Genomic DNA, 18,863 nt, shown 5'->3' on the forward strand with positions numbered 1-18,863 from the left:
CCCAGCACCACTAGCCTTGCCGGGTCAGCAAGGCGCGCAGCAACTGGGTTTCCTCAGGTGTTAGACCTTCATTCCTTGACTTTTGTTTTAGCCTTTCCAGTTCGGCCTCACGCAACAATTTAAGCAGTTTGACGTTGCCGTCCTGAAACTGCTGGCGTGCCTCCTCGCCGGTGTCGGCAAACTCGTCGGGGTCTTGCATGGCCTGCTGCAATACGCTGTCCACCAGCCCTTCGAAAGGGGTGCCGCGAATGCTTTCCACCAGCCGGGCCGTATTGGGCTCCTGCGGCATCTCGTGCACTCGTTCGGCCAACATGGCAAAACAGGCCAATTCGTCGGACAGCGCCACGCTGTCGGAGAGCGTCACATCCTCCGCCCAGCGCGGGTTCATCAGCAGCCACTTGATCTGCTTGCGCACGATCGGCGTATTGATGTAGCGGTTCGACTCGTTGGGCAGACGGTATTCGCGCCTGCCCTTGCGCTCCGGCTTTTTCAGCCCCATCAGCATGTCGAATTCGTCGACGTCCACGCCGGCCAGTTCGGCCAACCTTTTCTTGATGATGAGCGCCAGCGCCGGTGCGGCAATCTGGTTCAGGAGCGGCATGGCCTGACGGATCAGGTCGGCCTTGCCCTCCGGGGTATTCATGTCGGCGCGCCCGGTCAGCTCACGGGTGAGATAGACCGACAGCGGCAGACTTTGCTGCTCCAGGCATTCCTCGAACGCCTCGCGCCCAAACTCGCGGATGTAGCTGTCCGGGTCGTGCTCCTGCGGCAGAAACAGGAAGTTCAGCGCCTTGCCGTCGACCAGCTGCGGCAGGCTGTTTTCCAGCGCACGCCACGCCGCCTTCTGCCCGGCCTTGTCGCCGTCGAAGCAGAAGTACACCTGGTCGGCATGGCGCAGCAGTTTCCGCACATGCTCGCCGGTAGTGGCGGTGCCGAGCGTCGCCACCGCGTATTCGACGCCGTACTGCGCCAGCGCCACCACGTCCATATAGCCTTCGACCACCAGAACGCGGTTTTTCTCCCGGATCGCCTGGCGCGCCTCGTACAGGCCGTACAGCTCGCGCCCCTTCTCGAACAGCGGCGTCTCCGGCGAGTTGAGGTACTTCGGCTCGCCCTTGCCCAGCACCCGCCCGCCGAAGCCGATGATGCCGCCGCGCTGGTTGCGGATCGGAAACATCACGCGGTCGCGGAAGCGGTCGTAGCGCTTGCCCTCGTCGCCCGCGATCACCAGCCCGCTCTCCACCAGCTTCTCGTCCTGGTAGTCAGTGAAAATCGCCTGCAGGTTCTGCCATTCGCCCGGCGCGTAGCCGAGTCCGAAGCGCGCGGCGATCTCGCCGGTCAGGCCCCGCCCCTTGAAGTAGCCGATGGCGGCGGGCGACGACTTAAGCTGTTGCTTGTAGTACGCCGCCGCGCGCTGCAACAGGTCTTCCAGCGTCACCTTGCGCTCGCGTGCCTCGCGGCTGGCCTGCGGGTTGGCCGAACGCTCTTCCGGCACCGGCATGCCGAGCCCTTCGGCCAACAGCCGGATGGCATCGACGAAGCTCAGTCCCTGGTACTCCATGACGAAGCCGATGGCCGAGCCGTGGGCGCCGCAGCCGAAGCAGTGATAGAACTGCTTGCTCGGGCTAACGGTGAACGAAGGGCTTTTTTCCTTGTGGAAGGGGCAGCAGGCGAGGAAGTTCTGGCCGGCCTTCTTGAGCGGGACGTAACGATCCACCACGTCGACGATGTCGACGCGGGACAGCAGCTGATCGATGAAATCCTGCGGGATCAACGACAGGTTCTCGCGTCAGTCAGGCAGCACCACCGAACAGCTTGCGAACAGAGCACGCGTGCGGGCACCTCAGCCGGCCAGCTTGGCTTTGATGCGGGCGGAGACCACGGCCATGTCGGCACGGCCGGCCATCTGCGGGCGCAACAGCCCCATGACCTTGCCCATGTCCTGCATCGAGGCGGCACCGCTCTGCACCACGGCGGCGTCGATCAGCGCATCGATTTCGGCTTCGGTGAGCGGCTGCGGCAGGTAGCCGGTCAGCACGTCCATTTCCGCCTTTTCCTTGTCCGCCAGGTCCTGGCGGCCCGCAGCCTCGTACTGGGTGACCGAATCACGGCGCTGCTTGAGCATCTTGTCGACCACAGAGATGATGCCGGCGTCGTCGAGTTCGACGCGCTCGTCCACTTCCTTCTGCTTGATCGCCGCCATCAGCAGGCGGATGGTGCCGAGACGCTCGGCGTCCTTGGCCTTCATGGCCGTTTTCATGTCGTCACTGATGCGCAGTTTGAGGCTCATGTCTTGCTCGCGGAAAAAGACGAAACCATCGGCATGGCAGATGGCTGAAATTCGTGAAGTACAAATGGCAAAACCGCAGGCGTTGCCTGCGGTCCTGCATTCTTGCCGTGCTACGAAGCGATTAGTACAGCTTCGGCGGCAGCATCTGGCTGCGCAGACGCTTGTAGTGACGCTTCACGGCAGCGGCTTGCTTGCGCTTGCGCTCTGCAGTCGGCTTCTCGTAGAACTCGCGGGCGCGCAGTTCGGTCAGCAGACCGGTTTTTTCTACAGCGCGCTTGAAGCGGCGCATGGCGACTTCGAACGGCTCGTTCTCTTTGACGCGGATATTCGGCATTACCTTAGTGTCCTTAAATTCTGGAAGCTAAATGCTTGAAGAAAACAAATATTTTAACAACGTTCAGGGTTTTGTAAAAGCCTGACGCGACTCAAGCAAGTGTTTTGTGCGCTTTACGCATCACTACTTGCGAGCGGAAATCACCCCCTCACTCGGAGAACTTGGTGTTGCACTATAAAAACGCTTGGGCATGCGACCCGCGCGATACGCGGCACGCCCCGCTTCCACGGCCAACTTCATGGCCCGGGCCATCAGCACCGGGTCATCCGCCGCGGCAATGGCGGTATTCATCAGGATGCCGTCGCAGCCCAGTTCCATGGCGATGGCGGCATCCGAGGCCGTTCCGACGCCGGCATCGACCAGCACCGGCACCTTGGCCTCTTCGATAATCAGTTTCAGGTTCCACGGATTCAGGATGCCCATGCCGGAGCCGATCAGGCTCGCCAGCGGCATGATGGCGCAACAGCCGATGTCGGCCAGCTCGCGCGCCACGATGGGGTCATCCGAAGTGTAGACCATCACGTCGAAACCTTCCTTGACCAGCACTTCGGCGGCCTTGAGCGTCTCGCGCACGTTGGGGAACAGCGTGTGCGGATCACCCAGCACCTCGAGCTTGACCAGGCGATGGTCGTCCAGCAGTTCACGCGCCAGGCGCAAAGTGCGCACGGCGTCGTCGGCGGAATAGCAACCCGCCGTATTGGGCAGCAGTGTATACCGGTTTTTCGGCAGAAAGTCGAGCAAATTCGGCTCGTCGGCGTTCTGGCCGAGGTTGACACGGCGAATCGCCACGGTGACGATTTCGGCGCCAGAGGCGTCCAGCGCCTCGGCGGTCTGGGCAAAATCACGGTATTTGCCGGTGCCCACCAACAGGCGCGACGCATAGGCCTTACCGGCGATGACAAGCTGATCCTGCGACATCATTCCCTCGTACCTTCTTCAACCGCCGCCAACGGCGACGACAATTTCCAGTTCATCCCCATCGGACAAACATTCTTCCCCATGGCGGCTGCGCGGCACGATCTCGCCGTTCTTCTCGATGGCGACGCGCTTGCCGGCCAGTTCCAGTACGGCGATCAGATCGGCCAGCGTGGCAACACCGTCCAGCACCTGCTCCTCGCCGTTGACACGAATCTTCATGCGGGATTATCTCCGTTCCGCCTGCTGTACCACGTCGATCTGCTGCACCTCGTTCAGCACCTTGCCGAGGTGGGCCAGGCTCTCGACCTGCAGGCGGAAATGAATGTGGATGAAACCGTCGCCAACGTGGGTATCCTGGGTGTCGACGCTCTCGATGTTGGCCGAAGCCTGCGAAATCGCGGTGGCGATCTCCGCCAGCGCCCCGCGCTCGTTGCGCGCCAGGATGCTGATGTTGACGCCGAACATGCGCTCCTTCGTGCTATCCCAGGTGACGTCGAGCAGCTTGTCGTGATCAACGCGCTTGGTATTGGGGCACACCACACGGTGCACCAGCAGCCCCTGCCCCTTGGTGATCACCCCTAGGATGTCATCACCCGGGATGGGGTGGCAGCAGGTGGCCAGCTGCACCGCGCCGCCCTCGTTGCCGCGGATGGTGACCGGCCCGATATGCACGTTCTCGCCGGTGCGCTCCCCGGCCAGCTCGGCCAGCCGGCGCGCCACCACGATCGGCAGCAGTTTGCCGACGCCGATGTCGGCCAGCACATCGTCGAACGGCTGGTCCTTCTCGCCATACTGCGTGAGGTAAGCGGCATGCAGCGCGTCGTCCAGCGTCAGCGGCGTGGAGGCCAGCGCGCTGACCGCCTGCTTGAGCAGGCGCTCGCCCAACTGGGCGGCCTCCTCGTGCTGCAGGCTCTTCAGGTAATTGCGGATGCAGGAGCGGGCGCGGCCGCTCTGCACGAAGCTCAGCCACGACGGGTTGGGCTTGGACTGGGTGGAGGTGATGACCTCCACCGTGTCGCCGTTGCGCAGCACGGTGCGCAGCGGCATCAGCGAATGATTGACGCGCGCCGCGATGCAGCGGTGGCCGATATCGGTGTGCACGGCGTAGGCGAAGTCCACCGGCGTCGAACCCTGCGGCAGCACGATGATCTTGCCTTTGGGCGTGAAGACGTAGACCTCGTCGGGGAAGAGGTCGATCTTGATGTGCTCGAAGAACTCGACGGCGTCGTCGCTCTCGGCCTGGATGTCGAGAATGCTCTGCAGCCACTGGTGCGTGCGCTGGTGCGCGGCGTCGAGCGAGGCGTCGCCGCTCTTGTACATCCAGTGCGAGGCCACGCCGGCCTCGGCCACGCTGTTCATCTCGCGGGTGCGAATCTGCATTTCCACCGGCGTCCCGTACGGGCCGAACAGCGTGGTGTGCAGACTCTGGTAGCCGTTCCCCTTGGGGATGGCGATGTAATCCTTGAACTTGCCCGGAATGGGCTTGTACAGGCTGTGCAGCGCGCCCAGCGCCAGGTAGCAGCTGGGCACATCGTTGACGATCACGCGGAAGCCATAGATATCCAGCACTTCCGAAAACGACAGGTGTTTTTCCTGCATCTTCTTGTAGATGCTGAACAGGTTCTTCTCGCGGCCCTTGATCGTCGCCTCGATATTGCACTCGACCAGCTTCTGGCTCACCGAGTGCAGAATCTTGCTCACCACCTCGCGCCGGTTGCCGCGCGCAGCGCGCACCGCCTTCGACAGCACGTGGTAACGGTGCGGATGCAGATGCTTGAACGCCAGGTCCTGCAACTCACGGTAGACCTTGTTCAAGCCGATGCGGTTGGCGATCGGGGCATAGATTTCCAGCGTTTCCAGCGCGATGCGCTGGCGCTTGTCCTCGCGCATCGCATCCAGCGTGCGCATATTGTGCAAGCGGTCGGCCAGCTTGACGATGATGACGCGAATATCGCGCGCCATCGCCAGCACCATCTTGCGGAAGTTCTCGGCCTGGGCCGTTTCCTTGGTCTGGTACTCCAGCCGCTCCAGCTTGGAGAGGCCGTCGACCAGGTCGGCGATGGTGCGACCGAACTTCTCCACCAGCGTCGGCTTGGTGACGCCGGTATCTTCCAGTACGTCGTGCAGCAGTGCCGCCGCCAGACCCTGCACGTCCAGCCGCCACTCGGTGAGCATGGTGGCGACCGCCAGCGGATGGGTGATGTAGGGCTCGCCGCTCTTGCGCGTCTGCCCCTCGTGCGCCGCGCGACTGAGCTCGAAGGCCTGCCGCAGCAGCTGCACGTCCTCCGGTCTCAGGTAACGGGCGGCAGCCTCGAGAAAGGCTGCCGCGTCGGCGTCGATCATCGCCTCATAGTCGATGATCGCGGAGAGGTCTGCGCTCATGGAGCCTTCCATCGGACGCCGGCTCAGCCCTTGTTGCGATGCAGGATTTCGGTGCCGACGTGGCCGGCGGAAATTTCACGCAGCGCCACCACGGTCGGCTTGTCGCGGCCGGCCTCGACGAAGGGGGCGGAACCCGACGCAACCTGACGGGCGCGGTAGGCCGCGGCCAGGGTCAGGTCGAAACGGTTCTGGATACGATCCAGGCAATCATCAACGGTAATGCGGGCCATAATGTCCTCGGCTAATCAATCGTTTTCAAGACTATATAGTGTTTCGGGCACGGGACCAACGGGGTCAGCCCTGGCTGCCCATGCGACTCAGCGCGTCGCGGTAGCGCAGCATCTGCTTGGTGGCGTGCAGCCGCTCGGCACGGATGATGCTTATCAGATCCTGCTTGGCGCGTTCGATATCGTCGTTGACGACGATGTAGTCGTACAGCGCCGCGCGGTCCACCTCGGAGCGCGCCTCCGCCAGACGGCGCTGGATGACCTCCTCGCTGTCGGTGGCACGGCCGCGCAGGCGGCGCTCCAGCTCGTTGATCGAGGGCGGCGCGATGAAGATGGTGATCACCCCGTCGAACAGGCGGCGCACCTGCTCGGCGCCCTGCCAGTCGATCTCGAGCAGGATGTCGCGGCCTTCGGCCAACTTCTCGCGCAGCCAGGCGGCGCTGGTGCCGTAGTAGTTGCCGTACACCTCGGCATGCTCGAGGAAATCACCGGCCTCGATCATGGCAAGAAACTGCTCCTTGCCCACAAAATGGTAGTGCGTCCCCTCCACCTCGCCTTCGCGCGGCGCGCGCGTGGTGTAGGAAACGGACAGCTGCACCGCGGGGTCGACCGCCAGCAAGGCCGACACCAGCGTGGTCTTGCCGGCACCCGAAGGGGCAATAACGATGTAAATGTTACCGCTGGGCTGAACCATGTTAAGCGTACATCCTGCGCCAAAAGATAATTTTTCAGGATACCACAAGCACTTCAAGCGGTTAAGACGTTCACCAAGCGGCCTAGTCCTGGCGAAGGACTAGCCAGTCCCCTGCCACTATTGCAAAATGCGCAGCTTAATCAAACCAATATGCCATTTTCGAGGGGTTTTCCATGTCACTGCTGGATAGCTTTTTCAAACTCAAGGAACACGGCACCTCGGTCCGAACCGAGGTCATCGCCGGCGTCACCACCTTCCTGACCATGGCCTACATCATCCTGGTCAACCCGCTGATCCTGTCGGGCACCGGCATGAACCTGGACGCCGTGTTCGTTGCCACCTGCCTCGCCGCCGCGCTGGGCACCGGGATCATGGCGCTGGTCGCCAACTATCCGATCGCGCTGGCGCCGGGCATGGGGCTCAATGCCTACTTCACCTTTACCGTGGTGGGCGGCATGGGTGTGCCGTGGCAGGCCGCGCTGGGCGCGGTATTCATCTCCGGCGTGGTGTTCCTGGCGGTGAGCCTGTTCAAGGTACGCGAAGCCATCGTCAACGCCATCCCGCGCTCGCTGAAATTCGCCATTTCCGCCGGCGTCGGCATGTTCCTCGCGATCATCGCGCTGAAGAACGCCGGCGTCATCAAGGCCCATCCAGCCACCTACCTGACCCTGGGCGACATCCATAACCCGACCACGCTGCTGGCTATCCTGGGCTTCTTCGTCATCGTGGCCCTGGAGTACCGCAAGGTGCCGGGCTCGATCATCCTCGGCATCCTGGCGGTGACCGCGCTGTCGATCACGTTTGGCCTGTCCAAATTCAACGGCGTCGCTGCACCCGTGCCCAGCATGGCGCCGACCTTCATGCAGATGGACCTGCACGGCGCGCTCAACGCCGGCCTGCTCGGGGTGATCTTCGTATTCTTCTTCGTTGACCTGTTCGACACCACCGGCACGCTGATCGGGGTGTCGCACCGCGCCGGCCTCCTGGACCAGGACGGCAAGCTGCCGCGCCTGAAGCGCGCCCTGCTGGCCGACTCGATCGCCATCACCGCCGGTGCGGTGATGGGCACCTCGTCCACCACGGCCTATATCGAGAGTGCGGCGGGCACCGCCGTCGGCGGCCGTACCGGGCTGACCTCGCTGGTGGTCGCCATCCTGTTCCTGGCGTGTCTGTGGCTGTCGCCGCTCGCCAAGACCGTGCCGGCCTACGCCACCGCGCCGGCACTGTGCTACGTTGCCGTGCTGATGTGCCGTGGCCTGGCCGAAATCGAGTGGGACGACCTCACCGAGTCGGCTCCGGCCGTCATGACCGCGCTGGCAATGCCGTTCACCTTCTCCATCGCTGACGGTATCGCCTTCGGCTTCATCAGCTACGCCGCCCTCAAGCTCTTGAGCGGTCGCTTCGCCGAGCTCAAGCCGGCGGTGCTGGTGATCGCGGCACTGTGGGTCTTCAAACTGGCATTCTTCGCCTGAGGTAGAGCAGCCGTATGGAAAACCTGAGCAATCTCGACTACTCCAGTTACCTCAAGGGCAGGATCCGCACCGTACCGGACTGGCCGCAGCAGGGCGTCATGTTTCGCGACATCACGCCGCTGCTGCAGAACCCCAAGACCTTCCGCATGCTGATCGACATCTTTGTCTATCGCTACATGGAGGAAAAGGTCGACCTGATCGCGGGCCTGGACGCACGTGGCTTCATCATCGGCTCGGTGCTGGCCTACGAACTCAACGTCGGCTTCGTCCCGATCCGCAAGAAGGGCAAGCTGCCGTTCAAGACCGTGTCGGAGGAGTATGAGCTGGAGTACGGCAACGCCACGGTGGAAATGCACACCGACGCCTGCAAACCAGGAGACCGGGTGGTGCTGATCGACGACCTGGTCGCCACCGGCGGCACCATGCTGGCTGGAGCCAAGCTGCTGAAGAAACTCGGAGCCGAAGTGCTGGAGGCGGCGGCCATCATCGACCTGCCGGAACTGGGTGGCAGCCAGCTGGTGCGCGATAGCGGACTGGAGCTGTTTACCGTGTGCTCCTACGACGGTCACTGAGGGCGGAACACACTACTGGAAACGCAAACGGGCCTCACGGCCCGTTTTTATTGGTTCAGCTAGCGCACAAAAAAAGAGGATACGGCGAGTCACCGTATCCGTCCAAGCACACACACATAAACCCAAGGAAGTAACGCAGAAAGCGCTCGCCCGCTCAGTGCTTGCGCGACTCGTTCTTCACATTGCGGATGAACAGCGTCACGCAAACGCCCACGACGAGGCTGGCGACCACGATGGTGATCAGGCTCAAGAGCCCGACGTCGTCGGATAACAGTTGTTTCCAGAGTTCCATTTTGCCCTCCTGTGGCGGCTGTGCTCGCCTTGATGACTTTGACTGCCAACCATCATACCCATGACAGGATGTCGGGAATTGACGTAGGTCAAAGGCATGTTTTTCTGCACTAGGCGGGCACAAAGGGCGAAAAAAATGGCCCCGGTTCGATTCCGGGGCCATGTCTTTTGTCACTATTCGACAGCGTTTTACTTGCTGGCGCTCATGTCCTTGGAGAGGAAGAAAGCATCCGAGAAGAACTCGTCCTCAGGCAGCCCGAGCTCACGGGTAAAGCTGCGGTGCGCGGCCTCCACCATGACAGGGGCGCCGCAGGCGTATACCTGATGGCCGGAAAGATCGTCGAAATCGTCCAGCACCGCCTGGTGAACGAAGCCGGTGCGGCCGGTCCAATTATCCTCGGGCAACGCCTCGGACAGCACCGGAATGTAGGTGAAGTTGGCGTTGGACGCCTGCCACTGTTCCGCCAAGTCGGCCATGTACAGGTCAGCCTTGGTGCGCGCCCCCCAGTAGAACACCATGGGACGGGTAATGCCGCTGTGCAGAGCATGCTCGACGATGCCCTTGATCGGGGCAAAACCGGTGCCGCTGGCCACGAACACGATGGGTTTGTCCGAATCCTCGCGCAGGAAGAAAGTGCCCAACGGTCCCTTGAAGCGCATGATCTCGCGCTCTTTCATCTGGGTGAACACGTACTCGGAAAACGAGCCGCCGGGCTGGTGGCGAATGTGCAGCTCGAGGAAGGCATCGTCGTGCGGCGCGTTGGCGATCGAGAAGCTGCGCTTCTTGCCATCCTTCATCAGGATGTCGATATATTGGCCGGCGTGGAACTGCAGGCGCTCTGAAACCGGCAGCTTCAGCTTCAGCACCGCGACGTCGTGCAGCTTCTCGATTTTCTCGACGCGGCACGGCAGGGTCTTGACCGGAATGTCGCCGATGCCGGTGACTTCGCGCACCTCGATGGTCAGATCGCCTTGCGGCTTGGCGCAGCAGAACAGGGCGTAGCCTTGCACCCGCTCCTGCTCCGGCAGGGCCTTCTCCTGGTAGCCATCCTGGCACACCTCTCCTTCCAGTACCTTGCCCTTGCAGGCGCCACAGGCGCCATCGCGGCAGCCGTACGGCAGGCCAACACCATGACGCAGGGCCGCCTCGAGAATGGTTTCGTGGTCGTCGACCTGGAAGGTGTGTCCACTCGGGAGCACTTTGACTTGAGCAGTCATCTCGTTACTCTACCTTAAGCTCGCTAAAATGCGGTGTATGCGTACTCTATTGATTGCAGGCTTCGGCGACGTGGCGCGCCGGGCCGTTCCTTTCCTGGCGCCGAGCTGGCGGCTGCTGGCGCTGGTGCGCCAGCCGAAACAGATAGCCGAAGCCCGCAGCCTGGGCGTCCTGCCGGTGCTAGCCGACCTCGATGACAAACGGAGCCTGACACGTCTGGCCGGACTGGCCGACGCCCTGCTCTATACCGCCCCGCCGCCGGAACGCGGTGAAAGCGACCCGCGCCTCGGCACGTTGCTGTGCGCGCTGGCAAAGGGGAAAAGTCTACCACAGCAGATAGCCTATATCAGCACCAGTGGGGTCTACGGCGATGCCGGCGGTGCCTGGCTGGACGAAACCGCCTCCCTGCATCCACAAAGCGCGCGCGCCAAGCGGCGCGTCGACGCCGAACGCCGCCTGCGCGCCTTCGCCCGGACTCATGGCGCCACCGTGACGATCCTGCGCGCTCCAGGCATCTACGCCGCCGAGCGCCTGCCAACGACACGGCTAATCAACGGCACACCGTTGATCGCGGCGGACGAAGACAGCTACGGCAACCACATTCACGCCGACGATCTGGCACGGATTTGTGTTGCCGCACTGCGTCGCGAGGGTGGTATCCGTGTCTACAACGCCTGCGACGCCGAACCGTTGATGGTGGGCGAATGGTATGACCGCCTGGCGGACGCGCTGGGCATGCCGCACGCCCCCCGCCTACCTCGGGTCGAAGTGCAGGCCGCCGTCTCCCCTGCCCTGTGGTCGTTCCTGGCCGAGTCGCGGCGGCTGGATAACGGCCGATTGCGGCGGGAATTGGGCGTCCGCTTGCGCTACCCGACCGTGGCGAGCTTTCTCGCCACCCTGCCAGGCCCGACAACGTGATGTCGGTTCCGGTCACGCCAGGATCACGGTGACCGACATCACTCACGCCAGGAAGGGAATGTCTCGCCACCTCGCGCCAGATTCGGTAACATCGCGCTTTTTTTGACTTTTCCAACGAAGACCGCCATGGAAAACCCGGCTTTTCAGCGACACATCAAGAGCTTTGTGCTGCGTCAGGGCCACCTGACGCCGTCCCAGAAGCGCGCCATGGACGAAGGCATGCCGCGCTGGGGTATCGAGTACCGCCCCGAGCCCCTCGACCTCGGGCAGGCATTCGGCCGCCAGGCACCGAAAATCTTGGAAATCGGCTTCGGCATGGGGACCGCCACGGCGGAAATCGCCGCCAACAATCCGCAACAGGACTACCTGGGCGTCGAAGTGCATTCGCCGGGCGTGGGCAACCTGCTCAAGCTGATTGCCGAGCAGGATATTTCCAACCTGCGCCTGATCCGCCATGACGCCGTCGAGGTCATCGACCACATGCTGGCCGACGCCTCGCTCGACGGCATTCACATTTTCTTCCCGGACCCATGGCACAAAAAACGCCACAACAAGCGCCGGCTGATCCAGAGCCCGCTGGTGGCGAAGCTGGTGAAGAAACTGAAGCCGGGCGGCTACCTGCACGCCGCCACCGACTGGGAAGATTACGCGATCCAGATCCTGGAGGTCTTTTCGGCCAACCCCGAGCTCGCCAACAGCGCCGACGGCTACGCCCCGCGCCCGGGCTACCGCCCGCTCACCAAGTTCGAGCAGCGCGGCATCCGCCTCGGCCACGGGGTGTGGGACATCATCTTCCGGCGTAACTGAGCCGGAGATCTCGATGCCTAGGCCCGCTCGACGGCAAGCCTGAGCGCGTGCCTCACCCGCCCAACAAACGATCGATATCGTCGAGCAGCTCATGCGGCTGCACCGCCGGCTCATAGCGCTTGACCAGCCGCCCCCTGCCGTCGATCAGGAACTTGGTGAAGTTCCATTTCACCGGCTGGGGATGATCGGTGTCGGCGCGAGTCAGCCAACGCCACAAGGGATGTGCCTCGTCGCCGTTGACAGCGACCTTGGCGTAAAGCGGAAACGTCACCCCGAAACGACTCTGGCAGAACGCAACGATGCTGTCCTCGGCTCCCGGCTCCTGCCCGCCGAACTGGTTGCAGGGAAAGCCAAGCACGGCGAACTCCTCGCCGGCGAAGTACACCGCCAGCTCCTGCAAGCCGGTGTATTGCGGCGTGAAGCCGCATTCACTGGCGGTATTGACCACCAGTACCACCATGCCGGCGTAGCGCGACAGGGATTCGGGACTGCCGTCGATACGGCAGGCGGAAAAGTCATGGAGCGTGGTCATGGTGGGTCTCCGTCTCGTATAATCGGCACTGCTAAGCACAGGAGCCGCCGCGCGCAGCATCCTCCGTTTTTCTCCTCAGGTAGATCGCCATGTTCAATCCCAGCCGCCAGGATGCACGCCGTTTCTTTTTCGACACCTGGGCCAAACACCAGCGCAACGAGCCGCTGAGCGATCTGGAGAAAATCACGCTGACCATCCTGCTGGAGCATCCGGAATACCATGCCATCGTCGGCCAGCCCGAGCGCTACCTGGAACAGGAATGGACGCCGGACATGGGAGAATCCAACCCCTTCCTGCACCTGAGCCTGCACATGGCGATCGAGGAGCAACGTTCCATCGACCAACCCTTCGGCATCCGCTCGCTCTACGCCCAGCTCGCCCTGCGTCTGGGCGACGAGCATGCCGCCCAGCACCAGATGATGGAATGTCTTGGCGAAATGATCTGGCACGCCCAACGCTATGGCGGTGGCCCGGACGTCAATCGCTACATTTCCTGCGTACGCGGCCGGCTGGGCATGGGCGAAGAAGAAACTCCACGCATCAACCCCAATGATGTCGGCGACTGACAAGGCGCTTCCGGCTCTTTAGGTGATAGCCCAAGTTGGCGACGGCCACAAACCCGGAAATAGCAAGCGAGGCAAATCGATGCCAAGCCTGCCCAACACGCCCATAGTCACGCTCTAGAGGAAAAAAAGGCACCCATGCATAGCACGGGTGCCTATCCCTCGTTTTATTCGCCTTAGACGATGCGACGCAGCCTGCGCCCCTCGATGAAGGCTTCGATATTTTCGACCAGTTGCCCGGCCAGCCGGCTCATCGCCTCGTGGCTGGCCCAGCCAACGTGCGGGGTAACGATCAGATGCGGCAGCCACGCCTTGAGCAGTGGATTCCCCTCGTTCGGCGGCTCGACCGTCAACACATCGAACCCGGCCCCACCCAACTGACCATACTTGAGCGCCGCCACCAGCGCCTCCTCGTCGACCAGCCCGCCACGTGCGGTATTGATCAGCACGGCTCCCGGTTTCATACGCTGCAGTTCCTCAGCGCCGATCATATTGCGGGTTTGCTCGGTCAACAGGCAATGCAGCGACAGCACGTCCGAGCGGGTCAGCAGGGTATCGAAATCGACGTAGCCCTCGCGCACGCTGGCCGCCCCCTTGCGCTCGCCAAACAGCACGGTCATGCCGAAGGCACGTGCACGCGACGCCAACGCCTGACCAATGCCACCAGAGCCAATGATGCCCAGTGTGGCGCCCTGCAGGTCGCGAATCGGCGCGCCGAAATGGCAGAACTGCGGCGCGTTCTGCCACACGCCAGCCGCCACGTCGCGCTGGTAGGCAGGCAGGTTGCGGAACAGCGCCAGCATCATCATGAAGGCGTGCTCGGCCACCGTGTCGTCGCCGTAATGCTGGATGTTCGCCACGGCCACGCCACGTTCGCGGCAAGCCTCGAGGTCGATATGGTTCACCCCGGTCGCCGCCACCGCCAGCAGCTTCAGCGCCGGCAGGGACTCAAGTGTGGCACGGTTGAACGGCACCTTGTTGGTGATGACGATCTCGGCCCCTTCGGCATGGCTGACGATCTGCTCTCGCGTGGAGGCCGGGAATTCATGGTAATGATGGGGGAAGGCAAAAACAGGAACCGGGACAGGCAAGCTGTCCCGGTCCAGAAACGCGATGGAATGGGTCATGTAGTCGTCGTCAGCGCTCAAAGGTGATCAAATCGCGGTAGGCATGCCAGGTGGCCAAGCCGATCACCGGCATGATCACGATCAGGCCGACGAAGTAGGTGACAAAGCCCACCACGGTGAGGGCAACAATCATAGCCGCCCACACCAGCATCGTCAGCAGGTTCTTATACACCGCCTGCAGGCTGGCCACCATGGCGGTGACGGTATCCACCTCCTTGTCGAGCAACATCGGCAACGATACCGCGCTGACCGCGAACACCAGTGCCGCGAAGAAGAATCCGATGCCAAAATACGCGACCAGGAAGCCCACGTTCTCGGGCTTGAAGGCGTTGGTCACCACCATGTTCAGCGTTGGCAGGGTTGCCGTGTCGTAGAACAGCGCAAACATCAACAGCGACATGCGGAACCAGCCGAACACCAGCACCGCCAGCAGCACGGCGTACAGTGCAAAGCTGTGCATGTTGACCCGCCAAGCCATCATGCTGTGGACCAGCGTGACGCGACCACGGCCATCGAATGCCTCCATCTGCTTGGCGATGTCGTAAAGACCGATCGCCAGGAACGGTCCGGCCAGCAGGAAAATGGTCGACAGGGTTATGACGATCTCCGGCGCCTGCTCGAAGTAAGTCGTCAACAAGTATCCCATCAATACGAAGACGGCGCCGTAAAACAGCGAGTCGGCCGGAGCCCGCTGCAAATCCTTGAACCCCTGACGCAGCCATTTGGCTGGGTACGACACGTTGACATGCTTGACGACCGGGTGCTCGTTTGACGGATGGTGTGCGATATCCATGATGTATCCCCTTTGCAGCAAGTGTGTGTGGCGGACAAACCCGGCATTAGTTTTTTTATAAGCCATAACCACGGAAACACAACCTGGGAGGGACCGCCAACGGGACGACGCCGCCGGGCGTCGCTGCTACAATGAATAGCTTGGATGACTCTAACGAAAGGACTGGGCTGATGGCGTCCGAACTGATCATTGAAGAACTGCAACTAGGCGACGGTGCCGAAGCCACCGTCGGCCAGGAAGTCACCGTGCACTACACCGGCTGGCTCACCGACGGCACCAAGTTCGACTCGAGCAAGGACCGCTTCCAGCCGTTTTCCTTCCCGCTGGGCGCAGGTTACGTAATCAAGGGCTGGGATCAAGGCGTAGCCGGTATGAAAGTCGGCGGCAAGCGCAAACTGACCATCCCGGCAGAGCTGGGCTACGGCGCACGCGGCGCCGGTGGGGTCATCCCGCCTAATGCCACACTGATCTTCGAAGTGGAACTGCTGCAGGTGGGCTGAATATCAACCACTGTTGCAACAAAAAAGGCCATCGCATGCGATGGCCTTTTTTGTTGCAACAGGGCGATTCATTTCTTGGGCGTCAACGGCGCAGGATGGCCGTTCTTTTTCTTGCGGTAACAAGCCATCGCCACTCCCACCAGCAACAGCGCCGCCACGATCAGAATCCCGGCCTGGCCGCGGTGCACCCAGGTCATCAGCCAGTCACGGTTGGCAGCCCCCAGATAGCCCAGATACACCCACACCGGCACCGAAATGAGCGCAGCAAAACCATCCATCAGCAAAAAACGCCAATAGGGCACACGCCGGGTCATCCCGGCGGTGATAAAGATCGGCGAACGCAAACCAGGTAGAAAGCGCGCCACGAACAACACCCAGTTGCCGTACTTGTCGAATTTTTCCTGCACCGCGGCAAAACGCTCCTGGGTGAGGATGCGGGCAATCGGCTTGAAGCGCAGCACGCGATGGCCGTAGTGATGGCCAAGCGCAAACATCAAGCCATCACCGAACAGCACACCGGCCATGCCTACCAAGACCATCCAGTCGACGTTGGCAAACCCCAAACCGGAAATAATGCCGCCCGCCACCAGCGTGATGTCTTCCGGGATGGGCACGCCACAACCACAGGCCAACAACACCAGGAACACGGCGAGATAGCCATACCCGGTAAAGAAATCGAGAAGAATCTGCAGAATATCCATGTAGGCCCGTCTGTCCATCCCCCTGCGCCAGGCAGAGTTGGTGCCCCGTTTTCAGAGCGGGGACGTATCGTGGAGCATCATGATAACACAGCCCATCGTTGCAATTTCTTGATACCGAACAGCCTTCTCCATCGCATCACGGAATCGCCCCCAGCGCCCCGAATAGCAAAAAAACCCACGGCCAGATAGCTGTGGGTTTTTGCAGGAAGTGGACCAAACAGGCTCAGCCAGCGGAACTTTCGATCACGGCCGCGATTTCCCGTGCCCACTTCTCCGACAAGGCATGATCGTCCGCCTCCACCATCACGCGCACCACCGGTTCCGTGCCACTGGGGCGCAGGACAACCCGGCCGCGCCCCTGCAAGGCAGTCTCGGCCGCTGTCAACACGTCGGCGGAGGCGGCTTTCCAGTCCTGCCCCTTGAGCCGCACATTGATCAGCGTCTGCGGGAAGGGCTGCCAATCGCGGCAGACACTGGCCAGATCCTGCCCCAGCTCAGCCAGGGCGGTCAGCACCTGGAGACAGGAAATGATGCCGTCTCCGGTGTTATGTTTATCGAGGCACAGCACATGGCCGGAAGCCTCCCCCCCCACCAGCCAGCCATTGTTGTGCAGCATCTCGAGGACGTAGCGGTCGCCCACCTTGGCCCGACCGAACGGCACCGCCATCTTCTGCAAGGCCAGTTCCATGCCCATATTCGTCATCACGGTGCCGACCACGCCGCCCTTCAGCTCACCCTTGGTGGCACGCGCCTTGGCGATGACATAGATCAGCTGGTCGCCATCATAGACCTGGCCTTTGCGGTCCACCATCATCAGCCTGTCGCCATCACCATCCAGTGCCACGCCATAATCGGCCTCGTGCTGCAGCACCGCCGCCTGAAGGGTCTTGGTATAGGTGGCACCGACCTTGTCGTTGATGTTGTAGCCGGTCGGCTCGCCGCCAATCGTCACCACCTCGGCCCCCAACTCGTGGAACACCTTGGGAGCGATGTGATAGGTGGCGCCGTGAGCGCAATCGACCACCAGCTTCAAGCCCTTGAGATCACGGTCGTTGGGGAAGGTGCTCTTGCAGAACTCGATGTAGCGCTCGGCCGCGCCATCGATGCGGCGCGCCCGCCCCAACTCGCGGGAAGGCCGGGTCTCCATCGGCTGCTCGAGCATTGCCTCGATTTCCAGCTCGATGGCATCATCCAGCTTCTTGCCGCCTTCGGCGAAGAACTTGATGCCGTTATCGTGATAGGGATTGTGCGAGGCCGAGATCATGACCCCTGCCGACAGGCGCAAGGCACGCGTCAGATAGGCGATACCCGGGGTCGGCAGCGGCCCGGTGAGCAGCACGTTGACCCCGGCGGCGGTCAAACCCGCCTGCAAGGCGGCCTCCAGCATATAGCCGGAAATTCGCGTGTCCTTGCCGATCAGCACGGTCGGATGCGAGTCGTTCTCGTGGTTGACCAACACCCGCCCGGCGGCGTAACCCAGTTTGAGCACGAATTCGGGGGTGATGGGAAATTGGCCGACTTCGCCGCGGACGCCATCGGTACCAAAGTATTTGCGAGCCATATTATGTTGTATCCCTGAAAAACGGCACGACATTGTACTGCCAGCCGACATGAGGTGTCAGTGATGAGCCCGTTCCAGCGCGGCCAGCAACTGCAGCGCCTGACGGGTAGCCTTGACGTCGTGCACCCGGACCACTTTGGCGCCGCGCCGCGCCGCTTCCAGCGCAGCCGCCACACTGGCCCCCAGTCGCTCGGCCGGTACCTCTTCACCGGTCACCGCGCCGAGCATCGACTTGCGCGACATGCCGACCAGGAGCGGGACGCCGGCCAGTTGTTCGACGTCGGACAGGCGTTGCAACAGCTGCAGGTTATGCTCCTGCGTCTTACCAAAACCAAACCCAGGGTCGCCCAACAGCCGCGCGTGCTCGATACCATGTTCCAGGCACAAGGCCACGCGCCGGCCAAGATAGGACCCGACTTCATCAACCACATCGCGATAGTGCGGATTGTGCTGCATGGAGTCCGGATTGCCTTGCTTGTGCATCAGGCAGATACCGGCCCGGCTCTCCGCCACCACGGCCAGCGCCCCCTCGTCCTCCAGAGCCGAAACGTCGTTGATCAGATCGACCACGCCGGCCTCCAGCGCGGCACGCATCACCGAGGCACGTCGCGTATCGAGCGACAGCGGTACATTCAATGAAGCCAAACGTTCGAGCACCGGCAACACCCGCGCCTCCTCCTCTTCCGGGCTGACGTAGGGGGCGCCGGGGCGGGTCGATTCACCGCCGATGTCGAGGATATCCGCCCCCTCCTCCAGAAGCCTCTCGGCATGAGCCAGGGCAGTATCGAGCCGGTTGAAGCGGCCGCCGTCTGAAAAGGAATCGGGGGTAACGTTGAGAATGCCCATCAACAGCGGGCGATCCAACGCGAGCGAAAAGCGTCCGCACACGAAGTCGGTCATGGTATTGCCTGTAGAGAGGTCGCAAAAAAGGCGGCAGCACGATGCTGCCGCCTTGGGTAAGGATG

The 18,863-nt window shown here is 62.2% G+C and carries 22 protein-coding genes; 6 read left to right on the forward strand and 16 right to left on the reverse strand.

The features are described from left to right. Nucleotides 1–10 precede the first annotated feature (10 nt). The 8 genes from dnaG to gmk form a co-directional block, all read right to left on the reverse strand. Nucleotides 11–1,774: a DNA primase gene (gene dnaG, locus AC3WG5_RS00290; protein ID WP_014088322.1), complete on the reverse strand. Its 1,764-nt coding sequence runs from the start codon at nt 1,772–1,774 to the stop codon at nt 11–13. Between the two features lie 69 nt (nt 1,775–1,843). Beyond that, the gene (locus AC3WG5_RS00295) at nt 1,844–2,290 is read right to left on the reverse strand and encodes a GatB/YqeY domain-containing protein (protein ID WP_014088323.1); all 447 of its coding nucleotides are present in this window, start codon (nt 2,288–2,290) and stop codon (nt 1,844–1,846) included. 121 nt (nt 2,291–2,411) lie between these two features. Next, a complete protein-coding gene (rpsU, locus tag AC3WG5_RS00300) occupies nt 2,412–2,624 on the reverse strand; it encodes a 30S ribosomal protein S21 (RefSeq protein ID WP_008952516.1) in 213 nt (70 codons plus the stop codon). A 123-nt stretch (nt 2,625–2,747) separates the two neighbouring features. Next, nucleotides 2,748–3,545 carry a thiazole synthase gene (locus tag AC3WG5_RS00305; protein WP_014088324.1) on the reverse strand — a complete coding sequence of 266 codons (798 nt, stop codon included), beginning with the start codon at nt 3,543–3,545 and terminating at the stop codon, nt 2,748–2,750. Between the two features lie 15 nt (nt 3,546–3,560). Continuing rightward, on the reverse strand, nt 3,561–3,761 hold the full coding sequence (gene thiS, locus AC3WG5_RS00310) for a sulfur carrier protein ThiS (protein ID WP_014088325.1): 201 nt from the start codon (nt 3,759–3,761) through the stop codon (nt 3,561–3,563). Nucleotides 3,762–3,767: 6 nt separating this feature from the next. Next, the gene (locus tag AC3WG5_RS00315) at nt 3,768–5,924 is read right to left on the reverse strand and encodes a RelA/SpoT family protein (RefSeq protein WP_040652186.1); all 2,157 of its coding nucleotides are present in this window, start codon (nt 5,922–5,924) and stop codon (nt 3,768–3,770) included. A gap of 23 nt (nt 5,925–5,947) precedes the next feature. Continuing rightward, a complete protein-coding gene (gene rpoZ, locus AC3WG5_RS00320) occupies nt 5,948–6,154 on the reverse strand; it encodes a DNA-directed RNA polymerase subunit omega (protein WP_008952512.1) in 207 nt (68 codons plus the stop codon). Between the two features lie 64 nt (nt 6,155–6,218). Beyond that, a complete protein-coding gene (gmk, locus tag AC3WG5_RS00325; protein ID WP_492567384.1) occupies nt 6,219–6,845 on the reverse strand; it encodes a guanylate kinase in 627 nt (208 codons plus the stop codon). A 173-nt stretch (nt 6,846–7,018) separates the two neighbouring features. Here gmk and AC3WG5_RS00330 point away from each other — a divergent pair, with 173 nt between their 5' ends. Further along, entirely contained in the window at nt 7,019–8,317 is a 1,299-nt protein-coding gene (locus AC3WG5_RS00330) for an NCS2 family permease (RefSeq protein ID WP_492567385.1), read from the forward strand. 14 nt (nt 8,318–8,331) lie between these two features. Further along, entirely contained in the window at nt 8,332–8,889 is a 558-nt protein-coding gene (locus AC3WG5_RS00335; RefSeq protein ID WP_492567386.1) for an adenine phosphoribosyltransferase, read from the forward strand. Nucleotides 8,890–9,043: 154 nt separating this feature from the next. Here the strand turns inward: AC3WG5_RS00335 and AC3WG5_RS00340 are convergent, their stop codons facing one another. After that, on the reverse strand, nt 9,044–9,181 hold the full coding sequence (locus tag AC3WG5_RS00340) for a DUF3149 domain-containing protein (RefSeq protein WP_008952508.1): 138 nt from the start codon (nt 9,179–9,181) through the stop codon (nt 9,044–9,046). Nucleotides 9,182–9,369: 188 nt separating this feature from the next. Continuing rightward, a complete protein-coding gene (locus AC3WG5_RS00345; protein WP_014088329.1) occupies nt 9,370–10,398 on the reverse strand; it encodes a CDP-6-deoxy-delta-3,4-glucoseen reductase in 1,029 nt (342 codons plus the stop codon). 37 nt (nt 10,399–10,435) lie between these two features. Here AC3WG5_RS00345 and AC3WG5_RS00350 point away from each other — a divergent pair, with 37 nt between their 5' ends. After that, nucleotides 10,436–11,314 (forward strand): SDR family oxidoreductase, encoded by an 879-nt coding sequence (locus AC3WG5_RS00350; RefSeq protein ID WP_492567387.1) that lies wholly within the window; start codon nt 10,436–10,438, stop codon nt 11,312–11,314. 126 nt (nt 11,315–11,440) lie between these two features. Further along, nucleotides 11,441–12,121: a tRNA (guanosine(46)-N7)-methyltransferase TrmB gene (gene trmB, locus AC3WG5_RS00355; RefSeq protein WP_492567388.1), complete on the forward strand. Its 681-nt coding sequence runs from the start codon at nt 11,441–11,443 to the stop codon at nt 12,119–12,121. Between the two features lie 52 nt (nt 12,122–12,173). On the opposite strand, the gene AC3WG5_RS00360 is transcribed toward trmB, so the two are convergent. Next, a complete protein-coding gene (locus AC3WG5_RS00360) occupies nt 12,174–12,653 on the reverse strand; it encodes a glutathione peroxidase (protein ID WP_482584113.1) in 480 nt (159 codons plus the stop codon). Between the two features lie 89 nt (nt 12,654–12,742). Between AC3WG5_RS00360 and AC3WG5_RS00365 the strand changes: the two genes are divergently transcribed. Next, nucleotides 12,743–13,219 (forward strand): DUF1841 family protein, encoded by a 477-nt coding sequence (locus AC3WG5_RS00365; RefSeq protein ID WP_492567389.1) that lies wholly within the window; start codon nt 12,743–12,745, stop codon nt 13,217–13,219. A 173-nt stretch (nt 13,220–13,392) separates the two neighbouring features. Here the strand turns inward: AC3WG5_RS00365 and AC3WG5_RS00370 are convergent, their stop codons facing one another. Both AC3WG5_RS00370 and AC3WG5_RS00375 read right to left on the reverse strand, forming a co-directional pair. Next, nucleotides 13,393–14,343, reverse strand: coding sequence for a D-2-hydroxyacid dehydrogenase (locus AC3WG5_RS00370; protein ID WP_492567390.1), 951 nt, complete (start codon nt 14,341–14,343; stop codon nt 13,393–13,395). A gap of 10 nt (nt 14,344–14,353) precedes the next feature. Then, nucleotides 14,354–15,136: a DUF2189 domain-containing protein gene (locus AC3WG5_RS00375; RefSeq protein ID WP_008952501.1), complete on the reverse strand. Its 783-nt coding sequence runs from the start codon at nt 15,134–15,136 to the stop codon at nt 14,354–14,356. 170 nt (nt 15,137–15,306) lie between these two features. Between AC3WG5_RS00375 and AC3WG5_RS00380 the strand changes: the two genes are divergently transcribed. After that, a complete protein-coding gene (locus AC3WG5_RS00380; RefSeq protein ID WP_008952500.1) occupies nt 15,307–15,636 on the forward strand; it encodes an FKBP-type peptidyl-prolyl cis-trans isomerase in 330 nt (109 codons plus the stop codon). A gap of 68 nt (nt 15,637–15,704) precedes the next feature. On the opposite strand, the gene AC3WG5_RS00385 is transcribed toward AC3WG5_RS00380, so the two are convergent. From AC3WG5_RS00385 to folP, 3 genes are all read right to left on the reverse strand, one after another. Continuing rightward, nucleotides 15,705–16,337 carry a DedA family protein gene (locus AC3WG5_RS00385; RefSeq protein ID WP_482584110.1) on the reverse strand — a complete coding sequence of 211 codons (633 nt, stop codon included), beginning with the start codon at nt 16,335–16,337 and terminating at the stop codon, nt 15,705–15,707. A gap of 223 nt (nt 16,338–16,560) precedes the next feature. Next, complete coding sequence (gene glmM, locus AC3WG5_RS00390) at nt 16,561–17,898, reverse strand: phosphoglucosamine mutase (RefSeq protein ID WP_492567391.1); 1,338 nt, start codon at nt 17,896–17,898, stop codon at nt 16,561–16,563. A gap of 57 nt (nt 17,899–17,955) precedes the next feature. Next, a complete protein-coding gene (gene folP / locus AC3WG5_RS00395; protein ID WP_492567392.1) occupies nt 17,956–18,798 on the reverse strand; it encodes a dihydropteroate synthase in 843 nt (280 codons plus the stop codon). Between the last annotated feature and the right edge of the window lie 65 nt (nt 18,799–18,863).

The sequence above is a fragment of the Pseudogulbenkiania sp. FW507-F1 genome (assembly GCF_058781125.1).